Here is a 25,398-nt window from a genome sequence, read left to right as displayed (position 1 = left end):
TCAATTAAACCAGGACGCTGCACTGGCGCAGGGCCGAGCGCAACGTTTCATGACAAGGTGTGCTCAGCCAGGTCAGCGGCAGGCGGATGCCTTCGTGCATCAGGCCCATTTCGACCAAAGCCCACTTCACAGGAATCGGGTTGGCTTCGATGAACAGGTCCTTGTGCAGCGGCATCAGTTTTTCGTTGATGGCCCGTGCGGTCTCGGCGTCGCCCTTGAGCGCGGCCTCGCACAGGTCGGCCATTTCGCGCGGGGCGACGTTGGCGGTGACGGAGATGTTGCCCTTGCCGCCCAGCAGAATCAGCTCGACTGCGGTCGGATCATCGCCGGACAGCACGATGAAGTCCTTGCTCACGCCGTCGATGATCGCCTTGGCGCGTTTCAGGTCGCCGGTCGCTTCCTTGATGCCGATGATGTTCGGCACGGTGGACAGGCGGATCACGGTCTCGGCCTGCATGTCGCAGGAGGTGCGGCCGGGAACGTTGTAGAGAATCTGCGGGATGTCGACCGCTTCGGCGATGTGCTTGAAGTGCTGGTACAGGCCTTCCTGGGTCGGCTTGTTGTAGTACGGGACGACCAGCAGGCAGGCATCGGCGCCGGCTTCTTTGGCATTGCGGGTCAGCTCGACAGCTTCGCGGGTCGAGTTGGCGCCGGTACCGGCGATCACCGGAATGCGACCGGCAACCTGTTTGACCACGGCTTTGATGACGGCGATGTGTTCTTCTACATCAAGGGTTGCCGACTCGCCGGTGGTGCCGACCGCGACAATGGCATGAGTGCCGTTCTTGAGATGGAAGTCCACGAGTTTGCTGAGGCTGTCCCAGTCAAGACGCCCTTGTGCATCCATGGGTGTGACCAGTGCCACCATACTGCCCGCAATCATGAAACCGCTCCTGCCGGAAAAAGAGAGCGGTAATGGTACTGGCGCCAAGATGCTTGCACAAGCGAAGTACTGTGCCGCCATTCCCCTTGGCGCCGCTTTTCGCTACCCTTCAGACTTTGATCGGTACTGATCAGCTTGTACGCCGGGTTCCAGTCTCCCGTTTCGGCCTCCCGGGCCCCGTTCCAGTGTCGTTGCCGTACGCTTCCTTGTTGATGGAGCCGTAACGCCACACGAATCGGGCCTTCCGGACAGTCATTGCCCCGGCAATCAACGCCCTCTCCCTACCGACCGCTCATCGCTTTAGGAATGCTGCATGTCCACCCCCACAGTTCGCGAACAATTCCTTGTCATCAGTGCCCTCGGCGCCAATCCCATGGAGCTGACCAACGTCCTGTGCCGCGCCAGCCATGAAAACCGCTGCGCGGTGGTCACCTCGCGCCTGACCCGCCACGGCGAGTGCAGCGCGCTGGTGCTCGAAGTCTCCGGCAGCTGGGACGCCCTGGCTCGCCTTGAAGGCAGCCTGCCGGTGCTGGCCAAGCGTCATGCGTTCACCGTCAACGTGGTGCGCAGCGCCGCCCTGGAAAACCGTCCGCAAGCCCTGCCGTACGTGGCTTACGTGTCTTCGGCGTACCGTCCGGACATCATCAACGAGCTGTGCCAGTTCTTCATGGATCACAACGTCGAGCTGGAAAACCTGACGTGCGATACCTATCAGGCACCGCAGACCGGCGGCACCATGCTCAACGCCACGTTCACCGTGACCCTGCCCGCCGGCACCCAGATCAGCTGGCTGCGCGACCAGTTCCTGGATTTCGCCGACGCCATGAACCTGGATGCACTGATCGAACCGTGGCGCCCACAGAACCCAATGTAAGGAAGCTTTCATGGCCGTTGTCATCGACCAACCGGTTACGGATTTCGAAGCACCTGCCACCAGCGGGCAGACTGTCAGCCTGTCGGCCCTCAAGGACAAGCAAGTGGTGATCTACTTCTATCCGAAGGACAGCACCCCGGGCTGCACGACCGAAGGCCAGGGATTTCGCGATCAATACGCAGCATTCAAGGCTGCCAACACGGAAATCTTCGGGATTTCCCGCGACAGCCTGAAGTCCCACGAGAACTTCAAGTGCAAGCAGGAGTTTCCGTTCGAGCTGATCAGCGACAAGGACGAAGCCGTCTGCCAGCTGTTCGACGTGATCAAGCTGAAAAAACTCTACGGCAAGGAATACCTGGGCGTTGATCGCAGCACCTTCCTGATCGACAAGAACGGTGTACTGCGTCAGGAATGGCGCGGTGTGAAGGTACCAGGACATGTCGATGCAGTGCTGGCTGCTGCTCAGGCGCTGAACAAGGCCTGATGTTGTCGGCGCCCTTGCGGGCGCCGATTCATTCTCAAAGCAGCGGCGCCACCACCGGCTCCTTGCGCGGCCAGGCATCAAGCACAGCCTTGAACAGCGTTGCCAGCGGAATCGCGAAGAACACGCCCCAGAATCCCCACAACCCGCCGAACAACAGCACCGCGCAGATGATTGCCACCGGGTGCAGGTTGACCGCTTCGGAAAACAGCAACGGCACCAGCACGTTGCCATCCAGCGTCTGGATGATCCCGTAAACCGCCATCAGATAGATGAACTGATCACTCCAGCCCCACTGGAACAGCGCAATTAGCAGCACCGGCACGGTCACCACCACGGCGCCGACATACGGCACCACCACCGATACGCCGACCAACAGGGCCAGCAGCGCCGCGTAGTTGAGACCCAGTGCGACGAAAGCGATATAGGTCACGCCGCCACAGATCACGATTTCGATGACCTTGCCGCGAATGTAGTTGGCGATCTGCCGGTTCATTTCCTCGGCGACCCGGGTGATCAGCGCCCGCTCACGCGGCAAATAGCCGCGCACCCACTCGCCGATCATTGCCCGATCCTTGAGGAAGAAGAACACCAGGATCGGCACCAGCACCAGATAGATCATGATGTTCACCAGCAGCGGCAGGCTCGACAACGAGAATGTCAGCGCCCACTGGCCGAACTTGCCGATCTCGCCTCGCGCTGCTTCGATGGCTTGCAGTACCTGCTCGTCGGAGACCAGATGCGGATAGCGCTCGGGCAGCAACAACAGCAGCGATTGCCACTTGGCGAGCATCCCAGGCAATTCGTTGAACAGGGTGATCAACTGATGCCAGAGCAACGGCAGCACCACGACGATGAACACCATCAGCACGCCCATGAACAGCGCAAACACCAGACCGACCGCCGCGCCGCCGGGTACGCGCAGGCGTTCGAGCGTGACCACCAGCCCCTGCATCAGGTACGCCAGCACCATCCCGGCCAGCACCGGCGCGAGCATTCCGCCCAGCGTCAGCACCGCGGTGAAGGCGAGAAACAGCAAAACCGCCAGCACCACCGCTTCCTCATCGGAGAAGTAGCGCTGAATCCAGTCGCGCAACACTTTGAACATCAATTTTCCTTAGGTCATTTACGCGGTCGGTTTCAGGCTTTTTTCAGCCAGTAACGGTAGACACCCGCCTCGTCTTCTTCACGCAGCAGCGTATGACCGGCCAACTTGGCAAAGGTGCGAAAGTCGCGCTGCGAGCCTGCATCCGTGGCAATTACCTTGAGTACCGCGCCACTAGGCAGCTTGTTCAGCTCCATCTTGGCCTTGAGCAACGGCAACGGACAATTCAGGCCACTGGCGTCCAGTTCACAGTCATGGGCTACAGCGTCGGTCATGCGTCACTCCGGATCAGGTGGTCAGGCTGCCTAGAATATCTGGTCGCAGGCCCGGTGTCCGGCTACAGTAAGGTCTTTGTCGACTAAGGCTTTGTGCATGACATTTCTGCGCCCTACCCTGCTGACGCTCGCTTGCCTGCTCGCCTCACCGGGCTTCGCCGACGACCTGCCGTCACTCGGTGACGCCAGCTCTGCCATCGTCTCGCCACAACAGGAATATCAACTGGGTCGCGCCTGGCTGGCCTTGCTGCGCAGCCAGGTTTCGCAGCTCAACGATCCACAGCTCAAGGACTACGTCGAGTCCAGCGTCTATAAGCTGGTGGAAACCAGCCAGGTCAATGACCGACGCCTGGAATTCATCCTGATCAACAGCCCGCAGCTCAACGCCTTTGCGGCGCCGGGCGGGATTGTCGGGGTCAACGGCGGTCTGTTCCTCAATGCCCAGACCGAGGGCGAATATGCCTCGGTACTGGCTCACGAACTGGCTCACTTGTCCCAACGCCACTTCGCCCGAGGCGTCGAGGCTTCGCAGCGGATGCAGGTGCCGATGATGGCGGCGCTGCTGGCCGGTATCGTGATCGCTGCTGCCGGCGCAGGCGATGCCGGGATTGCAGCGATTGCCGGCACCCAGGCGGCGGCGATTCAGGAACAACGGCGCTTCTCGCGCCAGAACGAGCAGGAAGCCGACCGCATCGGCATCCTCAATCTGGAGAAGGCAGGCTACGATCCGCGCTCGATGCCGACCATGTTCGAGCGTTTGATGCGCCAGTATCGTTTCGACGCCAAGCCGCCGGAATTCCTGCTGACTCACCCTGTCACCGAATCGCGTATCGCCGACACCCGCAACCGCGCCGAACAGGCTAAACCCGGCGGCATCGAAGACAGCAAGCGCTACCAACTGATCCGCGCGCGGGTGCAGTTGACCTACGAAGAAACACCGGGCCTTGGTGCCAAGCGCTTCCGCGCGCAACTGGATGAGAACCCTAAAAACGACGTGGCTCGCTATGGTCTGGCGATCGCCCAGATCAAGGGCGGTCAGTTGAACGAAGCACGGGAGAATCTCAAGCAACTGCTGGAGAAATCGCCGAACGAGATCATCTACAACCTGGCGCAGGTCGATCTGGACATCACCAACAATAAGTTGGCCGATGCCCAGTCACGCGTTGACCGGATGCTCAGTCAGTATCCAGGCAACTACCCGCTGAACCAGGTACGCGTCGATCTGCTGCTGAAACAAAATCGTACCGCCGATGCGGAGAAGGCGCTGGAAGGTTTGTTGAAATCGCGTCCGGACGATCCGGACGTCTGGTATCAGGTTGCAGAAACACGCGGACTGTCCGGCAACATCATTGGCCTGCATCAGGCCCGTGCCGAATATTTCGCGCTGGTCGGCGATTACCGCCAGGCCATCCAGCAACTGGACTTCGCCAAGCGCAAGGCAGGCAGCAACTTCCCGCTGTCCTCACGCATCGATGCCCGCCAGCGCGAACTGATGGAGCAGGAGCGCATGGTCAAGGACATGATGGGTTAAGCCCGCGCTGCGACAAATTCCGGACACAAAAAAACCGCCTCTTTCGAGGCGGTTTTTTTACTTCTTCGATAACTGGATCATTCAGCCAGTTTGAAGGTGATGAAGCTGGCACGGCCCTGACGCAGAACGCGCATCGACACCGAACGGTTTTTCGGCAGCGCCTTGGCGATCTCGGCGAACTCCTTGGAAGAACCAATGGCCTGATTGTTCAGGTGCGTGATGATGTCGCCCGGTTGCAGACCGATCAGGGCTGCAGGACCGTCCTGCACTTCCTTGATCACCACACCGCCCTTCAGATCGTAGGTTTTCTTCTGCTCGGCGCTCAGCTCGGCAACCGATACACCCAGACGATTGCTGTTGGTTTCAGCACCAGATTTTGGCAGAGCATCCAGTTCCTTGTCTTCATCTGGAATGGCGCCGACAGTCAGCTCGACATTCTTGCGCTTGCCGTCGCGAATCACTTCGAGATTGGCTTTGGCGCCAGCCTTCAAAGCACCCACCAGATGTGGCAAGTCAGCGGACATGACGATCGGTTGACCGTTCATGCTCAGAATCACGTCACCCACTTGCAGACCGCCCTTGGCAGCCGGGCCGTCATCCTGAATCTGTGCAACCAGCGCACCGGCCGGTTTATCCAGACCGAACGACTCGGCCAGATCCTTGTTCACTTCCTGGATGACGACGCCCAACCAGCCACGGCTGACTTTGCCGCCGCTTTTCAGCTGATTTGAAACGTCCATGGCCACGTCGATCGGAATGGCGAACGACACGCCCATGAAGCCACCGGAACGGGTATAGATCTGCGAGTTGATCCCGACCACTTCACCGTTCAGGTTGAACAGTGGGCCACCGGAGTTACCCGGGTTGATCGGCACGTCGGTCTGGATGAATGGCACGTAGTTTTCGTTCGGCAGACTGCGGCCGACGGCACTGACGATGCCTTGGGTCACGGTGTGGTCAAAGCCGAATGGCGAACCGATTGCGACCACCCATTGACCGGCTTTCAGGTCCTGGGATTTGCCGAGTTTCAGCACTGGCAGATCCTTGCCTTCGATTTTCAGCAGCGCTACGTCGGAGCGTGGGTCGGTGCCGATCAGCTTGGCTTTCATTTCACTGCGATCAGCCAGACGGACGAGAATTTCATCGGCATCGGCGATTACGTGGTTGTTGGTCAGGATGTAGCCATCCGGCGAAATGATGAAGCCCGAACCCAACGATTGCGCTTCGCGCTGACGATCACCACGCGGAGAACGCTGTTGCGGCGGCATGCCCCGCTCGAAGAACTCGCGCAGCATCGGTGGCAAGCCTTCCAGGTCAGGCATCTGCTGGTTCACTTTGCGATCCGGCAGCTTTTGCGTGGTACTGATGTTCACCACCGCAGGCGAGGCCTGTTCGACCAGTTGGGTGAAATCAGGCAGGTTGGCCGGACTGGCCGCTTCAGCCGCTTGGACTGCAGGAACAGCCTGACCGAGCACCAGCACAGTGGCGAAAATGGAGAGATAAGACTTCAAGCTTGGTATCGACATACAGCTCCCGTTACGACGAGCAGGGTTAAGCGATATGGAGCAAGGAACACCGGAAACCACAGGCCGGCATTTTTGTTCCGGGAACAACAAACAAGGCCAGAGCCGAGAGGCTCTGACCTATAAAAAATTTTCGGGTGTTTTGCAAATGAAAATGCTCAGCAAACATTTCACGTCTCGACGACGAAGTGGAGATAGCTGGAATCAGCTCACTGCTTGCTGGTTGCAGCGCCATCATTGCGCATCGACAGGGCAATCCGTTCGGCGGTCCCGATTGGAATCTCGCCAACCACCGTCACCATCATTTCGCCTTGAGGCGTTGTCAGACGGCGGGATACGGCAACGGTCGGGCCCAGTTGAGTCCGGGTATCGGTGACAGTTGCGCCGTTCAGCGGCTCGAGAAACACGGAGAAGCGGGCAAGACCATCGTCATACATCAGGCTGTTGACCTGGGTCTTGGTTTCCGGATCCTTGTGCGAGGAACTGCTGGTCAGTTCAAAGCCAGGAGGCAGCCAGTCGGAACGCCAGACCTGTGCGGTTTTGACCGCAGACGCCTTGTCGCTGTCGAGCGTGACTGTCTTGCAATCGGAGTTGGCTTGCAGGTCTTTATCGGATGGGACTTCAGAGGTATCCAGCCGCGTAAACTGGAATCTCTCAAGCAACTGCCCCTTGTCGTTCAACAGCAGAGACTTGAGCGGCAGGCCCGTTTCCTTGTCCAGATGCAGTTCGAAACCGTAGCGGTGCTGATCACGCGGCGTCAGCGATACGATCACCGCTTCACGCCCGGCCACGCGCGACTTGCCAATGACGGCAAGCTCATACCAGTTCTTCAGCTTTTGGGGATCGAGAGGGCGAGCGGCGGAATTGGGAGAATCCCCCAGACCCGCAATCAGGGTGCCGCTGACGCATTGAGTATGCCCATCAATGCGCACGACTTCCTGAGCCGAACCGTCGAGCTGAAGCAAACGCTCTCGGACCTGGCCATTCTGGACGCGATGCCAGATGTTGTGGGTAGAAAAGCTACCGTTACGCTCGTAAACGAATGTGCCGTGAAAGCTTTGCTGCTGCTCGGCCTGGCCCAGGCGGGTCAACCAGTCCTGAGCCTCGTCGGCGTGGGCTGGGACAATGAACCAGCCGCTGAGCAGAAGCGAAAGTAGAGGTATGGCGCGCATGATCCCCCTTAACGGTTTTCCAGGCTTGCTGCACGTGCATATGGCAGCGCGCTCTCGGTGCCTTTCAAGGCAGCCTGTTGAGCATGTTGACGCAGGTAACCTGGCAGACGCTGATCGTGCCAGCCTGGCTGACCTTGCAGTACGCCATTGGCCATTGGGCCAGTAGCTTCCGAACTCTCATTATAGCCTGCCAATACCGCCGGGCCTTTTACCTGAGGGGTAGCCAGCACTGGCTGATTGGATTGCTGAGCGAGTTCGACGCCGGCGATTTCGTCCTGGTTGTACAGACGAACACCTGCCAATACAGCAACGGTCACCGAAGCGGCTACAGCCAGACGACCGAGGCTGCGCCATGGGCCGCGTGTCACTTTGGCAGGGGTCGCTTCGTCTTCCAGCGCAGCTGAAACCGCCGCAGCGAGATCCAGACGTGGAAGCAACAGATCCTTGTGCATGGCTGCCCGAGCGATCTGGTAACGAGCCCAGGTTTCACGGGTTTCAACGTCGTCCAGTGCATTGAGCACTCGACGCAATTCCAGTTCGTCCGCTTCGTTATCCATCACTGCGGACAGCGATTCCTGCAGGGCTTCACGACTCATGGCGTTCCTCTCTTGGCTGTCGCCGCTGTCTTTAGTTTTCCTGCAACAACGGTTGCAGGGCTTTATCGATGGCCTCCCGGGCGCGGAAAATCCGGGAGCGCACGGTACCAACCGGACATTGCATGACGCTCGCAATGTCCTCGTAACTCAGACCATCGAATTCGCGCAAAGTTAACGCCGTGCGCAAATCCTCTGGCAGTTGCTGAATGGTTCGATGGACGGTGCCTTCGATCTCATCCCGCAGCAATGCACGTTCAGGAGACTCGAGATCTTTCAGGCCGTGATCGCCATCGTAGAACTCTGCATCCTCGGAACTTACATCGCTATCCGGCGGCCGACGGCCGCGTGAAACCAGATAGTTCTTCGCCGTGTTAATGGCGATGCGGTACAGCCACGTATAAAACGCACTGTCGCCGCGGAAATTTCCAAGCGCTCGATACGCCTTGATAAAGGCTTCTTGTGCGACGTCCTGGGCTTCATGGGTGTCGTGCACAAAACGCACGATCAACCCGAGAATTTTGTGCTGATACTTCAGCACCAACAGATCGAAAGCTCGCTTGTCGCCACGCTGAACGCGTTCGACCAGCTGCTGATCCTCTTCCTGGGTTAGCATGAACACTCCTCGATAAACTCGGAGGAGGCTTGCATGACCAAACGACCGGACTTGCAAACATAGACTCGGGCTTTTCGCAAAAGTTCTCCCCCTCCAAGCAAGTTTCCTGCGGGCTCTGATTTGGCACGCACGAAAAACGCAGCGCGGGATGAACCGGCTGCGCGAATAATCTTGTCATCGGCTCGCCGGCAAGAACCCAATCGCAGGTTCCGCATTGAAGCCGACACTGTCCCTTGTTTCGGGCAACTGTCTATTGATCTTGAGCCTCTGGCAAAAGTTCCAAATATTTATAGACGTGCCGCGCCGACATTGTGCAACCGTGAGCGGAAAAAGCGTGTTTCATCTGCGATACAGTCGCTTTTTCCCAAAACTGCTGAAAAAAACTTCCGACAAAGCGTCGGTATTTTTCCGTCACGGTAGTTTCACAATGCCATATCGGCCCGGCTATTGTGCCGCTCCACCCCTCTATATACTAGTGGGCTGTGTGGCTGTCTCGACTCGCCCATCCGCCTGTCCTGCGCCAACCCCGACCCGGGTCGCTTTGAGCGGAATCCTGAAATGAGCCAACAGTTTCAACACGATGTTCTGGTGATTGGCAGCGGCGCTGCCGGTTTGAGTCTCGCGCTGACCCTGCCCGGTCACTTGCGCATCGCCGTACTGAGCAAAGGCGACCTCGCCAACGGCTCGACCTATTGGGCCCAGGGTGGCGTCGCGGCCGTGCTGGATGATACCGACACCGTCGAATCCCACGTCGATGACACCCTGAATGCCGGCGGCGGCCTGTGCCATGAAGACGCCGTGCGTTTCACCGTCGAGCACAGCAAGGAAGCGATCCAGTGGCTGATCGACCAGGGCGTGCCCTTCACTCGTGACGAACAGTCCGGTACAGAAGATGGCGGCTTTGAATTCCACCTCACCCGCGAAGGCGGCCACAGCCATCGACGGATCATCCATGCCGCCGATGCCACTGGCGCTGCGATCTTCACGACCCTGCTGGCCCAGGCCAAAGAACGGCCGAACATCGAATTGCTCGAACAGCGGGTAGCGGTCGATCTGATCACCGAGCGTCGGCTGGGGCTGGAAGGCGAACGCTGCCTGGGCGCCTACGTGCTAAACCGCAAAACCGGGGAAGTCGATACCTTCGGGGCACGCTTCGTGATCCTGGCGTCCGGCGGCGCTGCCAAAGTCTATCTCTATACAAGCAACCCCGACGGTGCCTGCGGTGATGGCATCGCCATGGCCTGGCGTTCGGGTTGCCGGGTGGCGAACCTGGAGTTCAACCAGTTCCACCCCACCTGCCTTTATCACCCGCAAGCCAAGAGCTTTCTGGTAACCGAAGCCCTGCGCGGTGAAGGCGCCCATTTGAAGCTGCCGAACGGCGAACGCTTCATGCAGCGCTTCGACTCACGTGCAGAACTGGCGCCACGGGACATCGTCGCCCGCGCCATCGACCACGAAATGAAGCGTCTGGGTGTCGACTGCGTCTACCTCGATATCAGCCACAAACCCGAAGCCTTCATCAAATCGCACTTCCCGACCGTCTACGAGCGCTGCCTCGGATTCGGCATCGACATCACCAAGCAACCGATCCCGGTCGTGCCGGCGGCGCATTACACCTGCGGCGGCGTGATGGTCGATCAACAGGGCCGCACCGACGTGCCCGGTTTGTACGCCATCGGCGAAACCAGCTTCACCGGCCTGCACGGCGCCAACCGCATGGCTAGCAACTCGCTGCTCGAATGCTTCGTCTACGCCCGATCGGCGGCGGCGGACATTCTCGAGCAACTGCCCGACGTCGCGATCCCGCGCGCCCTGCCCGCCTGGGACGCCAGCCAGGTGACCGACTCCGATGAAGACGTGATCATCGCCCACAACTGGGACGAATTGCGGCGCTTCATGTGGGACTACGTGGGCATCGTGCGCACCAACAAGCGCCTGCAACGGGCCCAGCATCGCGTGCGTTTGCTGCTGGACGAAATCGACGAGTTCTACAGCAACTATAAAGTCAGCCGTGACCTGATCGAGCTGCGCAACCTGGCGCAGGTAGCGGAACTGATGATCCGCTCGGCCATGGAGCGCAAGGAAAGCCGTGGTCTGCATTACACCCTCGACTACCCGGACCTGCTGCCCGAAGCACTCGACACTATTCTGGTGCCGCCCACCTACGTCGGCTAAGCTTGAGGCGTACCCGCAGGCGTCGGTGCAGATCCGCCGCCTGCGAATCCCGGGGCACGCAGATCGACCTGACCCGCCACTCACCGCGCAATCGAAAGCGCAGCACCACGATCAGTGGCAGCGCCAGACTGTCCGGGCGCAATTGCACCGCCTGCCAGCCATCGGCCCGGTTCCACAGTTGCCAGCCATCGGCGTCCCGGCGCAATCCGCAGAATGCCTTGGGATGACTCAGCAGGATGTGCCGCGGCAACACCCAGGCAGCATTGGCGAGACACGCGAAAGCCCCAAGCAGAAAAACCCAGAATGGAATCGATAACAGAAACAGAGAACCCAGCGCGAATGCCTGGGCCAGCAGATATGCCGCCAGCAACTGCCGTGAGGCATGCCAGCGGCATTCAAACGTGTTACTTGGGCTGGACACGATCCAGAATCATGCGAACCATGCGTTGCAGTTCGGGATCTTCCGATTCGCTGCGCTCCATGAACCAGCCGAACATGTCCTGATCCTCGCACTCGAGCAGGCGGACATACAGCGCGCGATCCACCTCGTTCAGATTGGCGTAGACCTCTTTCACGAACGGCACCAGCAACACGTCAAGCTCAAGCATGCCGCGACGGCTGTGCCAAAAGAGGCGATTCAGTTCAACTTGTTCGACCATGGAGCCCTCCTCAAATAGGCCGCAAGTATACAGGCCCGAAGCGGGCCGAACAGTCGGCTTTGGTCGGGCACCACCGATCCTTTATCAACTACCCATTTCAACACCACCCCCTTATGATGTGCCCCAGTCTATTTACCCTGCGATGACCCATGGCCGATTCTGCTTTTTTCTGCACCCTCTCTCATGAAGGCGTTCTCGCGGTTCGCGGCGCGGATGCCGGCAAATTCCTGCAAGGCCAGCTGACCTGCAACATCAATTACCTGAGTGATACCCAGGCCAGCCTTGGTGCCCGTTGCACGCAGAAAGGCCGGATGCAGTCGAGTTTCCGCATCGTGCTTGAAGGCGATGGCGTACTGCTGGCGATGGCCGGCGAGCTGCTGGAGCTGCAACTGGCGGATCTGAAAAAGTACGCGGTGTTCTCCAAATCGAAACTGACCGACGAAAGCGCCTCCTGGGTGCGCTTCGGTCTGGATCATGGCGATGCTGCCCTGAGCAGCCTGGGTCTGGAACTGCCGGCGAATACCGACAGCGTGGCTCGCCACGAAGGGCTGATCGCGATTCGCGTCTCCCCGAACCGTGCCGAACTCTGGGTGCCTGCCGATCAGGCCGACGGCATCAAAGGCAAGCTGTCCGCACAATTGATCGAAGGCGAACTCAATCAGTGGCTGCTGGGCCAGATCCGCGCCGGCATCGGTCAGGTCATGCCGAGCACCCGCGAGCTGTTCATCCCGCAGATGCTCAACCTGCAAGCCGTCGGCGGCGTGAGCTTCAAGAAAGGCTGCTACACCGGTCAGGAAATCGTCGCGCGCATGCAGTATCTGGGCAAGCTCAAGCGTCGCCTGTACCGCGTGCAACTGGACGCCAGTGAATTGCCGGAGCCGGGCACCCCGCTGTTCGCCCCGAGCCACGGCAGTTCCATCGGCGAAGTGGTGCTGGCCGCCCGTGCCGAAAAGAATATTGAACTGCTGGCGGTGTTGCAGGCCGAAGCTGCCGACGCAGGCGATTTGCATCTGGGCACGGCCGAAGGTCCGGCGCTGCACTTGCTCGACCTGCCTTACGAACTGGATCGCGACCGCGAAATCCAGCGTTGATCGCAGCATTTGTTGCAACACCCTAGAGAAACGACATGAGTGAGCTGGCGGATAAGGTCCAACAGGATTTGGTTGAGGCCATCGATAACGATGACCTGGTTCTGCCAACGTTACCGGAAGTGGCCCTGCAGATTCGCAAGGCCGCTGAAGACCCGGATATCAGCGTCAGCGACCTGAGCAAAGTGATCGGCCGCGACACGGCGCTGTCGGCGCGCCTGATCAAAGTGGTCAACAGCCCGCTTCTGCGTGCCACCCAGGAAGTCACCGACCTGCACACCGCCATCACCCGGCTCGGCGTCAATTACAGCAGCAACCTGGCGATCGGTCTGGTGATGGAGCAGATCTTCCACGCCCGCTCCGACGTGGTCGAACAGAAGATGCGCGAAGTCTGGCGCAAGAGTCTGGAGATCGCGGGGGTCAGCTACGCCCTGTGCCGTCGCTATACCCAGCTCAAACCCGATCAGGCCGCGCTCGGTGGACTGGTTCATCAGATCGGCGTGCTGCCGATCCTGACCTATGCCGAAGACCACTACGAGTTGCTGTCCGATCCGGTCAGCCTCAACCATGTGATCGACCACATTCATCCGTTGCTCGGCGACAAGCTGCTGCGGGTCTGGGAGTTTCCGGAGCGTCTGGTGGAGCTGCCGGGGCTGTATCAGGACCTCAAGCGCGAATCGCAGCAGATCGATTACGTCGACATCGTGCAAGTGGCCAGCCTGTATTGCCACAAGGACACCGACCATCCGCTGGCCCGCATCGATCCGTTCAGCGTGCCGGCATTCCGCAAGCTTGGCATCGATCCGGAAAACAAGGCGCTGTGCGCCGATCTGGAAGAATCGCGGTCGATGTTCTACTGATCAACCGGCGACAAAACTCACCCGCACTTTCAAACCTGCCTGCTCGCCATCGTGCAGACTGATCTGCGCCAGATGCGCGCGGCAGATTTCCCCGACAATCGCCAACCCCAGCCCGGAACCGGCCACCTGCTGGTTGCGCCGGTAAAAGCGTTCGAACACCCGATCCCGCTCTTCCAGCGGAATGCCCGGGCCATCGTCTTCAACCTCCAGCACCGCTGGCGCCGTGACCCGCAGAATCACGTTGCCGCCCGGCGGCGTGTGCGCCAGCGCGTTGTCCACCAGATTGCTCAGCAACTCGTTGAGCAATGTCGGTTCGCCACGCAGCCAGACCGGCTCGTCCGCTTCCAGCGCCAAGGCAACGCCGCGAGCATGAGCCAGCGGTGCCATGGCCATGCCCAGTTCCCGCGCCAACTGACTCAGATCGAGCAACTGCGCCCCGCCCTCGGCGATCGCCCGGGCGCCGTTTTCCACCCGGGCCAGCGACAGCAACTGATTGGCCAGATGGGTCAGGCGATCCGTGCTTTGCGCTGAAGACTCCAACGTATCGCGCCAGGTCTGCGGCTCGTTCGAGCGCAAACCCAGTTCAAGCCGCGCCTTGAGCGCCGCCAGTGGCGTGCGCAGTTCATGGGCCGCATCGGCGATGAATTGCGCCTGCCGCTCGAATTGCCCGCGCAGGCGTTCGGTAAAGTGATTGAGCGCCCGCACCAGCGGCCACAACTCGTGTTGCACCTCGACCAGCGGCAACGGCCGCAGGTCATCGGGCTGACGCTCTTCCACTGCCGTGCGCAAACGCTCGATCGGCCGCAGCGCCGCACTCACCGCAAACCACACCAGCAACAACGCGCCAATCGCCAGCATGCCCAGCCGCAGCAAGGTGTCGGCGGCCAGACTGCGGGCCATGCTGACGCGTGCCTCGTCGGTTTCGGCGACGCGGATTTCCGCCATGCCGTTCATGTTCGGCTCACTGACCGCCTTGAGCAGACTCACCACACGTACGTTCTGCCCCTGATACTTCGCGTCGTAAAAGCGCGCGAGGGCGGGATAGCTGTCGGTCCTCGGGGTGCCCGGCGGCGGGCCCGGCAGGTTTTCGTAGCCGGAAATCAACTTCTGGTTGATGTCGTTAACCTGGTAATAGATGCGCCCCGCGCTGTCGTAAGCGAAGGTATCCAGCGCCACATAAGGCACGTCGGCACTGAGACTGCCGTCGCGCTGCGACAGGCCGGCGGCAATGGTCCGAGCCGACGCCAGCAGCGTTCGGTCGTAGGCGGTGTCGGCAGCTTCGCGACCGTTCCAGTACGCGCTCAATCCGCTGGCGAGCATCAACACCACCAGCAACAGCGCGAGGTTCCACAACAACCGCCAGCGCAGGCTGCTGGGCTTATGCATCGCGGCTTTCCAGCAGATAACCCAGACCGCGGAAAGTCACGATGGCCACCGAATGGCCGTCGAGTTTCTTGCGCAGGCGGTGCACGTAGATTTCGATGGCATCCGGGCTGGCCTCTTCGTCGAGACCGAACACCTGCGCAGCCAGTTGTTCCTTGCTCATCACCCGACCCGGACGGGCAATCAACGCTTCGAGCACTGCCTGTTCGCGGGAGGTCAGCGTCAGCAATTCATCACCGAGGGTGAAGCGTCGGGTATCGAGATCGTAGGCCAGCACGCCGCAACGCTGCTGGCGTTCGCCGCCGAGCACGCTACGGCGCAACAGTGCTTTGACCCGCGCTTCGAGTTCGGTGAGTTCGAACGGTTTGGCCAGATAATCGTCAGCACCGAGATTGAGCCCATGAACCCGATCCTTGACATCGCTGCGAGCCGTCAGCATCAGCACCGGCAGGTTCTTGCCCCGGGCCCGCAGGCGCGCCAGCACTTCAAAACCGTCCATGCGCGGCAGGCCGACATCAAGGATCGCCACCGCGTACTCCTCGCTACCCAGGGCAAGGTCGGCAGCCACGCCATCGTGCAAGACATCCACAGTCAGACCGGTGCTCTTGAGCGCCTGGGCGACGCTTTCGGCCAGCGGCAAATGGTCTTCGACGAGCAGGACACGCATGGATCTCTACCTCATTCAGGGATGGCCGACGCCATTCTTTGCGGCGGAGTTTACAGCCGCAACCGCCACTGTGAAGCCCGAAAACACGCGAAAGAATACTGAAAGGTTAGCGAAAGGTTGGGCCGTTAGAGTCGTTTCACCGAAGGTCCCAACTGCCGACCTTCGCCGTTTTGCCTGTACTTGCACCGTAGCTTCAAAACGTAGCTCTCGAAAAACGCCTCGATGCGTTTTCGCCAATAAGAACAATAACGAGGTACTGCACCATGCTGTCCACACAGCTTCAGGTTGACCCGTTTCATTCTTCCTCTCGAATTTCCCCGTTTTCGCTTGTCAGCGCCATCGTCGGCTGCGCGGCGTTCAACCCATCCGGGTCTGAGCCTGTTAGCCTGCGCGCGCGAAACCGCCGCACCTGAAACATCCCCAAAAACAACAACTCCCGTGGAGACACTCATGAACCGATCCCTGCGCCGTTTCGCCCTCGCCGCCGGTTGCGTGCTGTTCGCCGGCCAACTGATGGCCGAACCGAAACGTCCGGAATGCATCGCCCCCGCCTCCCCCGGCGGCGGTTTCGACCTGACCTGCAAACTGGCGCAAAGCGCACTGGTCAACGAAAAACTGCTGACCAAACCGATGCGCGTGACCTACATGCCCGGCGGTGTCGGCGCGGTGGCGTACAACGCCGTTGTGGCGCAGCGTCCGGCCGATGCCGGCACGCTGGTGGCGTGGTCCAGCGGTTCGCTGTTGAACCTGGCCCAGGGCAAGTTCGGTCGGTTCGATGAAACCAACGTGCGCTGGCTGGCGGCGGTCGGCACCAGCTATGGCGCCATCGCGGTGAAAAACGATTCGCCCTACAAAACGCTCGATGATCTCGTGCAGGCGCTGAAGAAAGATCCGAGCGCTGTGGTGATCGGTTCCGGCGGCACCGTCGGCAGCCAGGACTGGATGCAGACGGCACTGATCGCCAAAGCCGCCGGGATCAACCCGCGCGACCTGCGTTACGTCGCCCTCGAAGGGGGCGGCGAGATCGCCACCGCCCTGCTCGGCGGCCACATTCAGGTCGGCAGTACCGACATCTCCGACTCCATGCCGCATATCCAGAGCGGCGACATGCGCCTGCTGGCCGTGTTTGCCGAAAAACGCCTGGATGAGCCGGAAATGAAGGACATTCCTACCGCGCGTGAACAAGGCTACGACATCGTCTGGCCGGTGGTGCGCGGCTTCTACCTCGGGCCAAAAGTCAGCGATGAAGACTACGCCTGGTGGAAAAACTCCTTCGACAAACTGCTGGCCTCGGAAGACTTCGCCAAGCTGCGCGATCAGCGTGAACTCTTCCCGTTCGCCATGACCGGTCCCGAGCTGGACACCTACGTCAAGAAGCAAGTGGCGGACTACAAGGTGCTGGCCAAAGAGTTCGGCCTGATTCAGTGATCGTCTCGGTCTAGCGTCCATGGCCCTCTCGCCGGGGCCATGGCAGGAGTTCCCTCATGCTTATTCAACGCATTTTTGCCTCAGTGCTGTTGCTGGCCTGCGCCGGCCTGGCGCTGATGGCGTGGCCGTATCAGGCGGCTTTTTCCTACGAACCGGTCGGTCCTCGGGCATTCCCTCTGTTGATGTTGGGCCTGATGAGCCTGGCGCTGCTGTACATGGTGTTTCGCCCGGCGCCGATCAAACACAGCGATGACGAGCCGCCGCTGGATCGCGAAACCCTGACCAAGATCGCAATCTGCGTCGCCTTGCTGCTGGTGTTCGCCGGCTTGTTCGAACCACTGGGCTTCATCCTCAGCAGCATTCTGATCGGCATCCCGATGGCGCGCCTGTACGGCGGGCGCTGGGTGCCCAGCGTCATTGTCACGACGCTGATGGCGATTGGTTTGTACGTGTTGTTCGACCGCGTGATGGACGTTCCGCTGCCCCTCGGCCTGCTCGACGTTCTGGAGAACTGATATGGATACTCTCGGTTATTTGGGTCAGGGCTTCGGCGTCGCGCTGAGTCCGTACAACCTGGTCACGGCCCTGACCGGCACGCTGATCGGCACCGTGGTCGGCTTGTTGCCGGGCCTGGGCCCGATCAATGGCGTGGCGTTGCTGATCCCGATCGCATTCGCCCTCGGCCTGCCGCCGGAATCGGCATTGATTCTGTTGGCGGCGGTGTATCTGGGCTGCGAATACGGCGGCCGGATCAGCTCGATCCTGCTGAACATTCCGGGCGAAGCCTCCACCGTGATGACCACGCTCGACGGTTACCCGATGGCCCGCAAAGGCCTGGCCGGTGTGGCGTTGTCGTTGTCGGCGTGGAGTTCGTTCATCGGCGCCTTTATCGCCACCTGCGGCATGGTGCTGTTCGCCCCGCTACTGGCGAAATGGGCGATTGCCTTCGGTCCGGCGGAATACTTCGTGTTGATGGTGTTCGCGATTGTCTGTCTCGGCGGCATGGCCGGTGACCGACCGGTGAAAACCTTTATCGCGGCGTTGATCGGTCTGTTCCTTTCCAGCGTCGGCATCGACGCCAACAGCGGTGTGTACCGTTTTACCGGCGACAACATTCACCTGACTGACGGCATTCAGTTTGTGGTGCTGGTGCTGGGCCTGTTCTCGATCAGCGAAATCCTTCTGCTGCTGGAGAAAACCCATCGCGGCCAGGAAGCGGTGAAAGCCACCGGGCGGATGATGTTCAACTTCAAGGAAGCGGCGTCGGTGTTCGTGGTGAACATCCGTTGCGGCCTGCTCGGTTTCATCATGGGCGTGTTGCCGGGTGCCGGTGCGACCCTCGCCAGCGCCGTGGCCTACATGACCGAGAAACGCATCGCCGGCGCCAGCGGCAAGTTTGGTCAGGGCGACGCCCGCGGCCTCGCCGCACCGGAAACCGCCATCGGCGCCTCCGCTTGCGGCGCGCTGGTGCCGATGCTGACCCTCGGCGTTCCGGGTTCGGGCACCACGGCGGTGATGATCGGCGCTCTGTCGCTGTACAACATCACCCCCGGCCCGCTGCTGTTCCAGCAACAGCCAGACATCGTCTGGGGCCTGATCGCCTCGCTGTTCATCGCCAACATCATGCTGGTGATCCTGAACATCCCGATGATCCGCATCTTCACCCGCATCCTCGCCGTGCCGAACTGGGCACTGGTGCCGGTGATCGCGATCATCACCGGGATCGGCGTGTACGCCGTGCATGCAACCACGTTCGACCTGTTCCTGATGGTCGGCATCGGCATCTTCGGCTACATCCTGCGCAAACTGGATTTCCCGCTGTCGCCAGTCCTGCTGGGGTTCATCCTCGGCGGCCTGATGGAGCAGAACCTGCGCCGGGCGCTGTCGATTTCCAACGGTGCGCTGGAGATTCTCTGGTCGAGCCCGATCACCTTCGGTGTCTGGGTGCTGACCGCGCTGATGCTGGCGTTCCCGCTGCTGCGCATCTGGCGCCGTCGCTCCGCTGCCCGGAACGCGATTGCCGATGTTTGATCGCTCCTCGTTGAAGCAATGGTGGGGAACCCCGCTGGTCGGTCTGCTTGGCGGTTACATCGCCAGCCAGATCGGCTGGCCGCTGCCGTGGATGGTCGGCTCGTTGCTGGCGATCATCCTGGTGCGCTGCCTGACCCCGTGGCAATTGACAGAAATCCCTGGCGGCCGCAAGTGCGGCCAGTGGATCGTCGGCATCGGTATCGGCCTGCACTTCACCCCGCTGGTGATGGAGCAGGTACTCGGCCACTTCGGCCTGATCTTCTTCGGCGCACTGGTCACCAGCCTCTCGGCGGTGGTCGGCGTGTGGCTGATGCGCCGCACCGGCGAGGATCGCGCCACGGCATTTTTCTCCAGCATGCCCGGCGGCTCCGGCGAGATGGTCAACCTCGGCGCCCGCAACGGCGCGCTGCTCAGCCATGTCGCGGCCGGGCAGAGTCTACGGGTGCTGGTGGTGGTGTTGTGTGTTCCGGCGGCGTTCAAGTATCTGCTGGGTGACGGTACCCCGATTTCACACGCCGGCAGCGTCGACTGGCGCTGGCTGGCGATTCTTTTTCCGGCGGGTGGCCTGCTCGCCTGGCTCTGGCAACGTTTGCGTCAACCCAACCCATGGCTGTTCGGCCCGCTGCTGGTCAGCGCGGCGGTGAGCATCGGCTGGGATCTGCACATCGGTTTGCCCAATGGCGGCAGTCAGATTGGCCAGTGGTTGATCGGCAGCGGCCTGGGATGTCACTTCAACCGCCAGTTCTTCCGCCGCGCACCATCGTTCATGGGACGCACGTTGATCGGCACGGCGCTGACCATGTTGATCGCGACCCTGGCGGCGTTGGGGCTGAGCACAATGACGCATCTGGATCTGCGATCGCTGACCCTGGGCATGATGCCCGGCGGGATCGCCGAGATGAGCCTGACGGCGGAAACCCTGCAACTGTCAGTGCCGTTGGTGACGGCGATGCAGGTGATGCGGTTGTTGTTCGTGTTGTTTCTGGCGGAACCGTTGTTCAAGTATTGGAATAGAAACGGGGAATGTCCGTAAGTCATGTAGACGCCCAATACGCTTCAAGACCGGAGGAGCATGACTTGAAGCGTATTCTTAGCCTAATCAGGAAATATCGAATTTCCCCATCATCACTTCTACCGTTTTACCAGACGCGCCGATGCGGCCTGTCAATCGAAACTCCAAGGCTTTATAACGGGTACCTTCGACGACTTCAGTGAGCGTGATCTCTCCACTAATCGCTCGGTAGTGCTCTTCGCCATCACCCACATCAACGAAGAAATCTACGTCAATACTGCCGGGCCCGAGAGCGTGCTTGCCACTCGCGAGGCCTTTTGGAAGCTTAAAAATAAGCGACGTAAAATATCTATCGATATCGATACGACCACCTGCAGCGAAATAGTTGTCGTCATCGTGGAGAAAAACATCTTGAGTGTCGATAACGTTTCGTGGGTCATCTTGATCAAACCGCGTAGTTCTTGCAAAAAGACTTCCCGACGCCTTCGGAAAGGACTTTACATTCTTGATTCTCAAATCTGTCATGACGATCTCCCGCTCCAATGTTTACCAGCGCACTCGACTGTGGACGCCGACTGCATAACTAAACGCGGGTTTCGCTTTTATATCTACTGTCAGAAATAACAGGTCGATGAAGCAATCCGACGGGCGGCTCTCACCACCCGAGAGACTTCAGAAGATTAATTAAACAACCGACGGCAGGCGCCACTCGATCGGCGCTTCGCCGTTCTGCTCCAGGAATTTGTTGGTGCGGCTGAAGTGCCCGCAACCGAGAAAGCCACGATAGGCCGACAGCGGCGACGGATGTACCGACGTCAGCACCAGATGCTTGGTGGCGTCGATCAGCTTCTGTTTGCTCTGCGCATGAGCGCCCCAAAGCATGAACACCAGATGCGGTTGCTGCTGGCTGACCACCTCAATGATCCGGTCCGTAAAGAACTGCCAGCCCTTGTCCTTGTGCGCGTTGGCATTGGCGCGTTCGACGGTCATGGTGGTGTTGAGCATCAACACGCCCTGATCGGCCCAGCTCTGCAAGTAGCCGTGGTTGGGGATGTCGATGTTCAGGTCGCGCTTCAGCTCTTTATAGATGTTGACCAGCGACGGCGGCGCCGGCACGCCCGGTTGCACCGAGAAGCACAAGCCATGAGCCTGGCCCGGGCCATGGTACGGATCCTGGCCGAGGATGACCACTTTCACCTTGTCCAGCGGCGTCGAGTTCAGCGCATTGAAGATCATCGGGCCCGGCGGATAGATTTCCTTGCCGGCCGCCCGCTCCTGCTGCAGAAAAGTGCGCAACTCTGCCATGTAGGGCTGGTCGAATTCGGCACGCAGTGCCTCCTTCCAGCTCGGTTCGAGTTTGATACGGTCGTCAGCAGTCATGGTCATACCCGGCAAAAACAATGGGGCGAACCCTAGGAAAGCCGACCACGCTTGTCAATTGATCTGACGCAGATCCGGCACTTTCCCACACAGCGATCATACTGATCGTTCAAATTCCCGATCGAGGTCACGATGAATCTGCACTTCGAAGAACTCACCGGCACCGACGGCGCGCGCATCGGCGTGGCCACGCTGGATGCCGAAAAGTCGCTCAATGCGCTGTCCCTGCCGATGATCCACGCCCTGAGTGACAAATTGAACGCCTGGGCCAAGGATCCGCAAATCGTCTGCGTGCTGCTGCGCGGCAACGGCGCCAAGGCCTTCTGCGCCGGCGGCGAAGTGCGCAGCCTGGTGGAAGCCTGCCGAGCCCATCCCGGCGAAGTGCCACCGCTGGCCGCACAGTTCTTCAACGCTGAATATCGGCTGGATTACAGCCTGCACACTTACCCGAAACCGTTGATCTGCTGGGGCCATGGATATGTGCTCGGCGGAGGTATGGGCCTGCTGCAAGGCGCGAGCATCCGGATCGTCACGCCGAGCAGTTGTCTGGCGATGCCGGAAATCAGCATCGGCCTGTACCCGGATGTCGGCGCCAGTTGGTTTCTGTCGCGGCTGCCGGGCAAGCTCGGTTTGTTCCTTGGCTTGACCGGCGCGCACATGAACGGTCGCGATGCGATCGATCTGGATCTGGCCGACCGCTTCCTGCTCGACGAACAGCAGCAGGAACTGATCGACGGCTTGTTGCAGTTGAATTGGCAGGAACAGACCGCCATGCAGCTCAACAGCCTGCTCAAGGCATTGCAGCAGGAAGCCGTGGCGCAGATGCCGGAAGCGCAATGGTTACCGCGCCGTCGGCAGATTGATGAGCTGTTGGATGTCAGCGACGTGACCTGCGCGTGGAAAGCCATCAGCCTGCATCGGGACAGCAGCGACCTGTTGTTTGCCCGTGCGGCGAAGACCATGAGTGAAGGCTCGCCATTGACGGCGCATCTGGTCTGGGAACAGATCATTCGTGCCCGCCACTTGTCGCTGGCCGAAGTCTTTCAGATGGAATACACCCTGAGCCTCAATTGCTGCCGGCATCCGGAGTTCAGCGAAGGGGTTCGGGCGCGGCTGATCGACAAGGATCACAAACCGCACTGGCACTGGCCGGACATCGCCCGGGTGCCGGACGCGGTGGTCGAGGCGCACTTTCACAAGGTGTGGGAGGGGCGGCATCCGTTGGCGGATCTCTCCAGCTACTGAAATCCGGGCACAAAAAAAGCGGCGCTCAATGCGCCGCTTTTTTGCGGGGGGGGTTACCAGCGGTTGCCGTGTCGGTTGTAATCGCCGCGTCCACTGTGACGGTCGTAGTTGCCACGACCCCGGCGATCATCCCAGCCGCCGCGACGGTGGTCGTCCCAGCGTCCGCGATCATGACCGTGCCAGCGACGGTTCTCGTAGTAACGCGGAGCCGGTTGGTAGTAACGAGGCGCCGAGTAATAGCGTGGAGCCGGTTGGTAATAGCGTGGTGCTGGCTGGTAGTAGCGCGGCGCCGAATAATACGTGCTGCCGCCGCTGTAATAGGTGCCACCGCTGTAATACGAAGGTGCCTGCGATGTGTAGACCTCTGAGCTGTAGTAGCCATCTCCGTAGGAATAAGGGACGCATCCGCCAAGGGAAAAAAGCATCACGGTAAACAGAAGAATTCGGCGATACATGGCGGCCTCCTGGACCGCGGGTAGCCACACCAGCGACGCTGGCAGGCGTCAGTCTTTCATTCGGCGACTGACGAAATATCTGACAGCGTTTTCGGCATCCGGTGCGTTTCTGCAACAACTTGAAACAAGTGATTCATGAAACCTTGTTCATGCAGAAACTCCGTCATTCAGCCGCTGATTAGTGGTGCCCACCGTGGTATCCGCCGCCGTGATAACCCCGTCCGTAGCCGCCGCGATAGCCATGACCACCGTAGTAATAGCGGGCGCCACCGTAGTAGCGCGGACCGTAATAACCACCGTAGTAATAGGGCGAGTAATAGCCGGGATAGTAATAGGGCGTGGAGTAAACATCGTAGCCGCCGGCGTAGTAGTAACAACCGGACAGCCCTAGACCGAGCACTGCTCCCAGCAGCACCCGACGCAGCAATTTTGAAATACGCATGGCGGCCTCCTGAAAGACCTATGACAGCAGTCGGCACAGACCGGCTGACATCAGATTTGACTGGCTGACCGCTACCGAGTGCCCAACCCTCAGGGGCATCGGATCAGCGGCAGCGGACGCTGCATGACGGTGCAACCGCGCACCAACACAAAGCGCCCACAGGCGTTTGCCATCCGCCGCAACGTCACGAAGCCCGTAACAGAGCGCCCGACCCGACTTGGCACGCCTCTCGCTTTAGCAAACCCGTGCAGGAGTCATCACAGGTTCGCGGCACCACAATTTGCAATGGCTGACTAGGGTTCCGGCTCGCATCTGCGAGTGGCTGGTCCGAGAGTTGGCGACCTCCAGTTGAGGTTACACGGCGGGACAAAAGCCCGGGAGACAAGCCACCGTTCGCGGTGCCGCGTTGCCTTCCTGTCCGCCCTCGATCAACTGGAGAAGCCACCATGTCCCGACTACGTTTGCCCGCCCTGCTCGCCGCCGCGTTCGCCGCGCTCATCAGCACTCAATCCCCCGCCGCGCAGAAAGACCACTTCAGCGTCTGCTGGACGATCTATGCCGGCTGGATGCCATGGGAATACGCCGGCAGCCAGGGCATCGTCGACAAATGGGCGAAGAAATACGGGATCAAGATCGACGTGGTCCAGCTCAACGACTACGTCGAATCGATCAATCAATACACCGCCGGTCAGTTCGATGGCTGCACCATGACCAACATGGATGCGCTGACCATTCCGGCCGCCGGTGGCGTCGACAGCACTGCGCTGATCGTGAGCGATTTCTCCAACGGCAATGACGGCATCGTCCTCAAGGGCGAAGGCAAAAAAGTTGCCGACCTGAAGGGCATGGACGTCAACCTGGTCGAACTGTCGGTCTCGCATTACCTGCTGGCCCGCGCGCTGGACTCGGTGGACCTGACCGAGAAAGACCTGAAAGTGGTCAACACCTCCGACGCCGACATTTCCGCCGCCTTCAACACCGAGCAGGTCAACGCCGTCACCACCTGGAACCCGATGCTCTCGGACATCAAGGCCAAACCCGGCGTGACCGAAGTCTTCAATTCCAGCCAGATCCCCGGCGAAATCATGGACATGATGGTGGTCAACAGCGCCACCCTCAAAGACAACCCGGCGCTGGGCAAGGCGTTGACCGGCGCCTGGTTCGAAGTGGTCGATTTGATGAACGCCAGAAACGCCGCCGGCAAAGCCGCGCTTGAGCACATGGCCAAAGCTTCGGGCACCGATCTGGCCGGATTCCAGGCGCAACTGGACACCACCAAACTGTTCGCCACGCCGAAAGAAGCCCTGGCGTTCGCCACCAGCAAGCAACTGCCGGAAACCATGCGCAAAGTTGCCGAGTTCTCGTTCCAGCACGGCTTGCTCGGCGAAGGCGCCAAAGACACCAGTGCCGTCGGCATGTCCTTCGCCAACGGCGTGACCAGCGGTGACACAGGCAATCTCAAGCTGCGTTTCGATCCGACTTACGTGCAGCTGGCCGCCGACGCCAAGCTGTAAGCCACG

General features: G+C 60.2%; 27 protein-coding genes and 1 riboswitch. Of the genes, 12 read left to right on the top strand and 15 right to left on the bottom strand.

Translation table 11 applies throughout. The features are described from left to right. Positions 1–4: 4 nt before the first annotated feature. Positions 5–883, bottom strand: a complete 879-nt coding sequence (dapA, locus tag C1X29_RS11980; RefSeq protein ID WP_085747220.1) for a 4-hydroxy-tetrahydrodipicolinate synthase — start codon at positions 881–883, stop codon at positions 5–7. Between the two features lie 313 nt (positions 884–1,196). Here dapA and C1X29_RS11970 point away from each other — a divergent pair, with 313 nt between their 5' ends. Continuing rightward, the gene (locus tag C1X29_RS11970; protein WP_007958014.1) at positions 1,197–1,757 is read left to right on the top strand and encodes a glycine cleavage system protein R; all 561 of its coding nucleotides are present in this window, start codon (positions 1,197–1,199) and stop codon (positions 1,755–1,757) included. A gap of 10 nt (positions 1,758–1,767) precedes the next feature. Continuing rightward, a complete protein-coding gene (locus C1X29_RS11965) occupies positions 1,768–2,241 on the top strand; it encodes a peroxiredoxin (protein ID WP_102685968.1) in 474 nt (157 codons plus the stop codon). 34 nt (positions 2,242–2,275) lie between these two features. Here the strand turns inward: C1X29_RS11965 and C1X29_RS11960 are convergent, their stop codons facing one another. Then, a complete protein-coding gene (locus tag C1X29_RS11960; protein WP_007958012.1) occupies positions 2,276–3,346 on the bottom strand; it encodes an AI-2E family transporter in 1,071 nt (356 codons plus the stop codon). Positions 3,347–3,378: 32 nt separating this feature from the next. Next, positions 3,379–3,618: a sulfurtransferase TusA family protein gene (locus tag C1X29_RS11955; RefSeq protein ID WP_007958011.1), complete on the bottom strand. Its 240-nt coding sequence runs from the start codon at positions 3,616–3,618 to the stop codon at positions 3,379–3,381. A 97-nt stretch (positions 3,619–3,715) separates the two neighbouring features. Here C1X29_RS11955 and C1X29_RS11950 point away from each other — a divergent pair, with 97 nt between their 5' ends. Continuing rightward, positions 3,716–5,149, top strand: coding sequence for a M48 family metalloprotease (locus C1X29_RS11950; RefSeq protein ID WP_011332906.1), 1,434 nt, complete (start codon positions 3,716–3,718; stop codon positions 5,147–5,149). 77 nt (positions 5,150–5,226) lie between these two features. Here C1X29_RS11950 and C1X29_RS11945 read toward each other — a convergent pair whose 3' ends face one another. The 4 genes from C1X29_RS11945 to rpoE all read right to left on the bottom strand — a co-directional run bounded on the left by C1X29_RS11945 (position 5,227) and on the right by rpoE (position 9,053). Further along, positions 5,227–6,675 (bottom strand): DegQ family serine endoprotease, encoded by a 1,449-nt coding sequence (locus C1X29_RS11945; RefSeq protein WP_085747221.1) that lies wholly within the window; start codon positions 6,673–6,675, stop codon positions 5,227–5,229. A gap of 206 nt (positions 6,676–6,881) precedes the next feature. Further along, on the bottom strand, positions 6,882–7,844 hold the full coding sequence (locus C1X29_RS11940; RefSeq protein ID WP_007958001.1) for a MucB/RseB C-terminal domain-containing protein: 963 nt from the start codon (positions 7,842–7,844) through the stop codon (positions 6,882–6,884). An 8-nt stretch (positions 7,845–7,852) separates the two neighbouring features. After that, entirely contained in the window at positions 7,853–8,440 is a 588-nt protein-coding gene (locus C1X29_RS11935) for a sigma-E factor negative regulatory protein (protein WP_085747223.1), read from the bottom strand. A gap of 31 nt (positions 8,441–8,471) precedes the next feature. Beyond that, positions 8,472–9,053, bottom strand: coding sequence for an RNA polymerase sigma factor RpoE (gene rpoE, locus C1X29_RS11930; protein WP_003172477.1), 582 nt, complete (start codon positions 9,051–9,053; stop codon positions 8,472–8,474). 558 nt (positions 9,054–9,611) lie between these two features. Here rpoE and nadB point away from each other — a divergent pair. Beyond that, positions 9,612–11,228, top strand: coding sequence for an L-aspartate oxidase (gene nadB, locus C1X29_RS11925; RefSeq protein ID WP_007957994.1), 1,617 nt, complete (start codon positions 9,612–9,614; stop codon positions 11,226–11,228). Here the strand turns inward: nadB and C1X29_RS11920 are convergent. After that, entirely contained in the window at positions 11,197–11,649 is a 453-nt protein-coding gene (locus tag C1X29_RS11920) for a protein YgfX (protein ID WP_102717520.1), read from the bottom strand. The two genes, nadB and C1X29_RS11920, sit on opposite strands and share 32 nt — an antisense overlap. After that, positions 11,633–11,887 (bottom strand): succinate dehydrogenase assembly factor 2, encoded by a 255-nt coding sequence (locus C1X29_RS11915; RefSeq protein WP_007957989.1) that lies wholly within the window; start codon positions 11,885–11,887, stop codon positions 11,633–11,635. Before C1X29_RS11915 ends, C1X29_RS11920 begins: the two co-directional genes overlap by 17 nt. Before the next feature lie 149 nt (positions 11,888–12,036). On the opposite strand from C1X29_RS11915, the gene C1X29_RS11910 reads away from it, so the two are divergent. Next, a complete protein-coding gene (locus tag C1X29_RS11910) occupies positions 12,037–12,978 on the top strand; it encodes a folate-binding protein YgfZ (RefSeq protein ID WP_102717519.1) in 942 nt (313 codons plus the stop codon). 35 nt (positions 12,979–13,013) lie between these two features. Next, entirely contained in the window at positions 13,014–13,835 is an 822-nt protein-coding gene (locus C1X29_RS11905) for an HDOD domain-containing protein (RefSeq protein ID WP_039772686.1), read from the top strand. Here C1X29_RS11905 and C1X29_RS11900 read toward each other — a convergent pair whose 3' ends face one another. Both C1X29_RS11900 and C1X29_RS11895 read right to left on the bottom strand, forming a co-directional pair. After that, the gene (locus C1X29_RS11900; protein WP_011332897.1) at positions 13,836–15,221 is read right to left on the bottom strand and encodes a sensor histidine kinase; all 1,386 of its coding nucleotides are present in this window, start codon (positions 15,219–15,221) and stop codon (positions 13,836–13,838) included. Further along, entirely contained in the window at positions 15,214–15,885 is a 672-nt protein-coding gene (locus C1X29_RS11895; RefSeq protein ID WP_007957980.1) for a response regulator, read from the bottom strand. Before C1X29_RS11895 ends, C1X29_RS11900 begins: the two co-directional genes overlap by 8 nt. A 450-nt stretch (positions 15,886–16,335) precedes the next feature. Here C1X29_RS11895 and C1X29_RS11885 point away from each other — a divergent pair, with 450 nt between their 5' ends. Genes C1X29_RS11885 through C1X29_RS11870 form a run of 4 tightly spaced genes read left to right on the top strand, consistent with a single transcriptional unit; the run spans position 16,336 to position 20,377 of the window. Then, positions 16,336–17,313: a tripartite tricarboxylate transporter substrate binding protein gene (locus C1X29_RS11885; RefSeq protein WP_102717517.1), complete on the top strand. Its 978-nt coding sequence runs from the start codon at positions 16,336–16,338 to the stop codon at positions 17,311–17,313. Between the two features lie 56 nt (positions 17,314–17,369). Continuing rightward, complete coding sequence (locus tag C1X29_RS11880) at positions 17,370–17,828, top strand: tripartite tricarboxylate transporter TctB family protein (protein WP_102685961.1); 459 nt, start codon at positions 17,370–17,372, stop codon at positions 17,826–17,828. Between the two features lies 1 nt (position 17,829). Then, a complete protein-coding gene (locus C1X29_RS11875) occupies positions 17,830–19,344 on the top strand; it encodes a tripartite tricarboxylate transporter permease (protein WP_102717516.1) in 1,515 nt (504 codons plus the stop codon). Further along, the gene (locus C1X29_RS11870; protein ID WP_102717515.1) at positions 19,337–20,377 is read left to right on the top strand and encodes an AbrB family transcriptional regulator; all 1,041 of its coding nucleotides are present in this window, start codon (positions 19,337–19,339) and stop codon (positions 20,375–20,377) included. Before C1X29_RS11875 ends, C1X29_RS11870 begins: the two co-directional genes overlap by 8 nt. A 66-nt stretch (positions 20,378–20,443) precedes the next feature. On the opposite strand, the gene C1X29_RS11865 is transcribed toward C1X29_RS11870, so the two are convergent. Next, a complete protein-coding gene (locus tag C1X29_RS11865; protein WP_102717514.1) occupies positions 20,444–20,881 on the bottom strand; it encodes a hypothetical protein in 438 nt (145 codons plus the stop codon). A 159-nt stretch (positions 20,882–21,040) separates the two neighbouring features. Beyond that, positions 21,041–21,736: a uracil-DNA glycosylase gene (gene ung, locus C1X29_RS11860; RefSeq protein ID WP_085605867.1), complete on the bottom strand. Its 696-nt coding sequence runs from the start codon at positions 21,734–21,736 to the stop codon at positions 21,041–21,043. Between the two features lie 132 nt (positions 21,737–21,868). Here ung and C1X29_RS11855 point away from each other — a divergent pair, with 132 nt between their 5' ends. Beyond that, positions 21,869–22,981, top strand: a complete 1,113-nt coding sequence (locus C1X29_RS11855) for an enoyl-CoA hydratase/isomerase family protein (RefSeq protein WP_102717513.1) — start codon at positions 21,869–21,871, stop codon at positions 22,979–22,981. 53 nt (positions 22,982–23,034) lie between these two features. Here the strand turns inward: C1X29_RS11855 and C1X29_RS11850 are convergent, their stop codons facing one another. Both C1X29_RS11850 and C1X29_RS11845 read right to left on the bottom strand, forming a co-directional pair. Then, positions 23,035–23,436: a hypothetical protein gene (locus C1X29_RS11850; RefSeq protein ID WP_074691080.1), complete on the bottom strand. Its 402-nt coding sequence runs from the start codon at positions 23,434–23,436 to the stop codon at positions 23,035–23,037. Positions 23,437–23,614: 178 nt separating this feature from the next. Then, the gene (locus C1X29_RS11845) at positions 23,615–23,878 is read right to left on the bottom strand and encodes a hypothetical protein (RefSeq protein WP_064383076.1); all 264 of its coding nucleotides are present in this window, start codon (positions 23,876–23,878) and stop codon (positions 23,615–23,617) included. Positions 23,879–24,160: 282 nt separating this feature from the next. Continuing rightward, positions 24,161–24,261: riboswitch (guanidine-I (ykkC/yxkD leader) on the top strand. Positions 24,262–24,324: 63 nt separating this feature from the next. On the opposite strand from C1X29_RS11845, the gene C1X29_RS11840 reads away from it, so the two are divergent. Beyond that, entirely contained in the window at positions 24,325–25,392 is a 1,068-nt protein-coding gene (locus tag C1X29_RS11840; RefSeq protein ID WP_102685957.1) for a putative urea ABC transporter substrate-binding protein, read from the top strand. The last annotated feature ends 6 nt before the right edge of the window (positions 25,393–25,398 follow it).

This window comes from Pseudomonas sp. GW456-12-10-14-LB2 (assembly GCF_002884345.1).
Lineage (GTDB): Bacteria > Pseudomonadota > Gammaproteobacteria > Pseudomonadales > Pseudomonadaceae > Aquipseudomonas > Aquipseudomonas paraglycinae.
This window is presented reverse-complemented; position numbering and strand designations above follow the sequence as displayed.

Bases quoted from the DNA above. Each gene is read 5' to 3' on its own strand.
- dapA (WP_085747220.1), bottom strand. From the start codon at position 883: ATGATTGCGGGCAGTATGGTGGCACTGGTCACACCCATGGATGCACAA.
- C1X29_RS11970 (WP_007958014.1), top strand. From the start codon at position 1,197: ATGTCCACCCCCACAGTTCGCGAACAATTCCTTGTCATCAGTGCCCTC.
- C1X29_RS11965 (WP_102685968.1), top strand. From the start codon at position 1,768: ATGGCCGTTGTCATCGACCAACCGGTTACGGATTTCGAAGCACCTGCC.
- C1X29_RS11960 (WP_007958012.1), bottom strand. From the start codon at position 3,346: ATGTTCAAAGTGTTGCGCGACTGGATTCAGCGCTACTTCTCCGATGAG.
- C1X29_RS11955 (WP_007958011.1), bottom strand. From the start codon at position 3,618: ATGACCGACGCTGTAGCCCATGACTGTGAACTGGACGCCAGTGGCCTG.
- C1X29_RS11950 (WP_011332906.1), top strand. From the start codon at position 3,716: ATGACATTTCTGCGCCCTACCCTGCTGACGCTCGCTTGCCTGCTCGCC.
- C1X29_RS11945 (WP_085747221.1), bottom strand. From the start codon at position 6,675: ATGTCGATACCAAGCTTGAAGTCTTATCTCTCCATTTTCGCCACTGTG.
- C1X29_RS11940 (WP_007958001.1), bottom strand. From the start codon at position 7,844: ATGCGCGCCATACCTCTACTTTCGCTTCTGCTCAGCGGCTGGTTCATT.
- C1X29_RS11935 (WP_085747223.1), bottom strand. From the start codon at position 8,440: ATGAGTCGTGAAGCCCTGCAGGAATCGCTGTCCGCAGTGATGGATAAC.
- rpoE (WP_003172477.1), bottom strand. From the start codon at position 9,053: ATGCTAACCCAGGAAGAGGATCAGCAGCTGGTCGAACGCGTTCAGCGT.
- nadB (WP_007957994.1), top strand. From the start codon at position 9,612: ATGAGCCAACAGTTTCAACACGATGTTCTGGTGATTGGCAGCGGCGCT.
- C1X29_RS11915 (WP_007957989.1), bottom strand. From the start codon at position 11,887: ATGGTCGAACAAGTTGAACTGAATCGCCTCTTTTGGCACAGCCGTCGC.
- C1X29_RS11910 (WP_102717519.1), top strand. From the start codon at position 12,037: ATGGCCGATTCTGCTTTTTTCTGCACCCTCTCTCATGAAGGCGTTCTC.
- C1X29_RS11905 (WP_039772686.1), top strand. From the start codon at position 13,014: ATGAGTGAGCTGGCGGATAAGGTCCAACAGGATTTGGTTGAGGCCATC.
- C1X29_RS11900 (WP_011332897.1), bottom strand. From the start codon at position 15,221: ATGCATAAGCCCAGCAGCCTGCGCTGGCGGTTGTTGTGGAACCTCGCG.
- C1X29_RS11895 (WP_007957980.1), bottom strand. From the start codon at position 15,885: ATGCGTGTCCTGCTCGTCGAAGACCATTTGCCGCTGGCCGAAAGCGTC.
- C1X29_RS11885 (WP_102717517.1), top strand. From the start codon at position 16,336: ATGAACCGATCCCTGCGCCGTTTCGCCCTCGCCGCCGGTTGCGTGCTG.
- C1X29_RS11880 (WP_102685961.1), top strand. From the start codon at position 17,370: ATGCTTATTCAACGCATTTTTGCCTCAGTGCTGTTGCTGGCCTGCGCC.
- C1X29_RS11875 (WP_102717516.1), top strand. From the start codon at position 17,830: ATGGATACTCTCGGTTATTTGGGTCAGGGCTTCGGCGTCGCGCTGAGT.
- C1X29_RS11870 (WP_102717515.1), top strand. From the start codon at position 19,337: ATGTTTGATCGCTCCTCGTTGAAGCAATGGTGGGGAACCCCGCTGGTC.
- C1X29_RS11865 (WP_102717514.1), bottom strand. From the start codon at position 20,881: ATGACAGATTTGAGAATCAAGAATGTAAAGTCCTTTCCGAAGGCGTCG.
- ung (WP_085605867.1), bottom strand. From the start codon at position 21,736: ATGACTGCTGACGACCGTATCAAACTCGAACCGAGCTGGAAGGAGGCA.
- C1X29_RS11855 (WP_102717513.1), top strand. From the start codon at position 21,869: ATGAATCTGCACTTCGAAGAACTCACCGGCACCGACGGCGCGCGCATC.
- C1X29_RS11850 (WP_074691080.1), bottom strand. From the start codon at position 23,436: ATGTATCGCCGAATTCTTCTGTTTACCGTGATGCTTTTTTCCCTTGGC.
- C1X29_RS11845 (WP_064383076.1), bottom strand. From the start codon at position 23,878: ATGCGTATTTCAAAATTGCTGCGTCGGGTGCTGCTGGGAGCAGTGCTC.
- C1X29_RS11840 (WP_102685957.1), top strand. From the start codon at position 24,325: ATGTCCCGACTACGTTTGCCCGCCCTGCTCGCCGCCGCGTTCGCCGCG.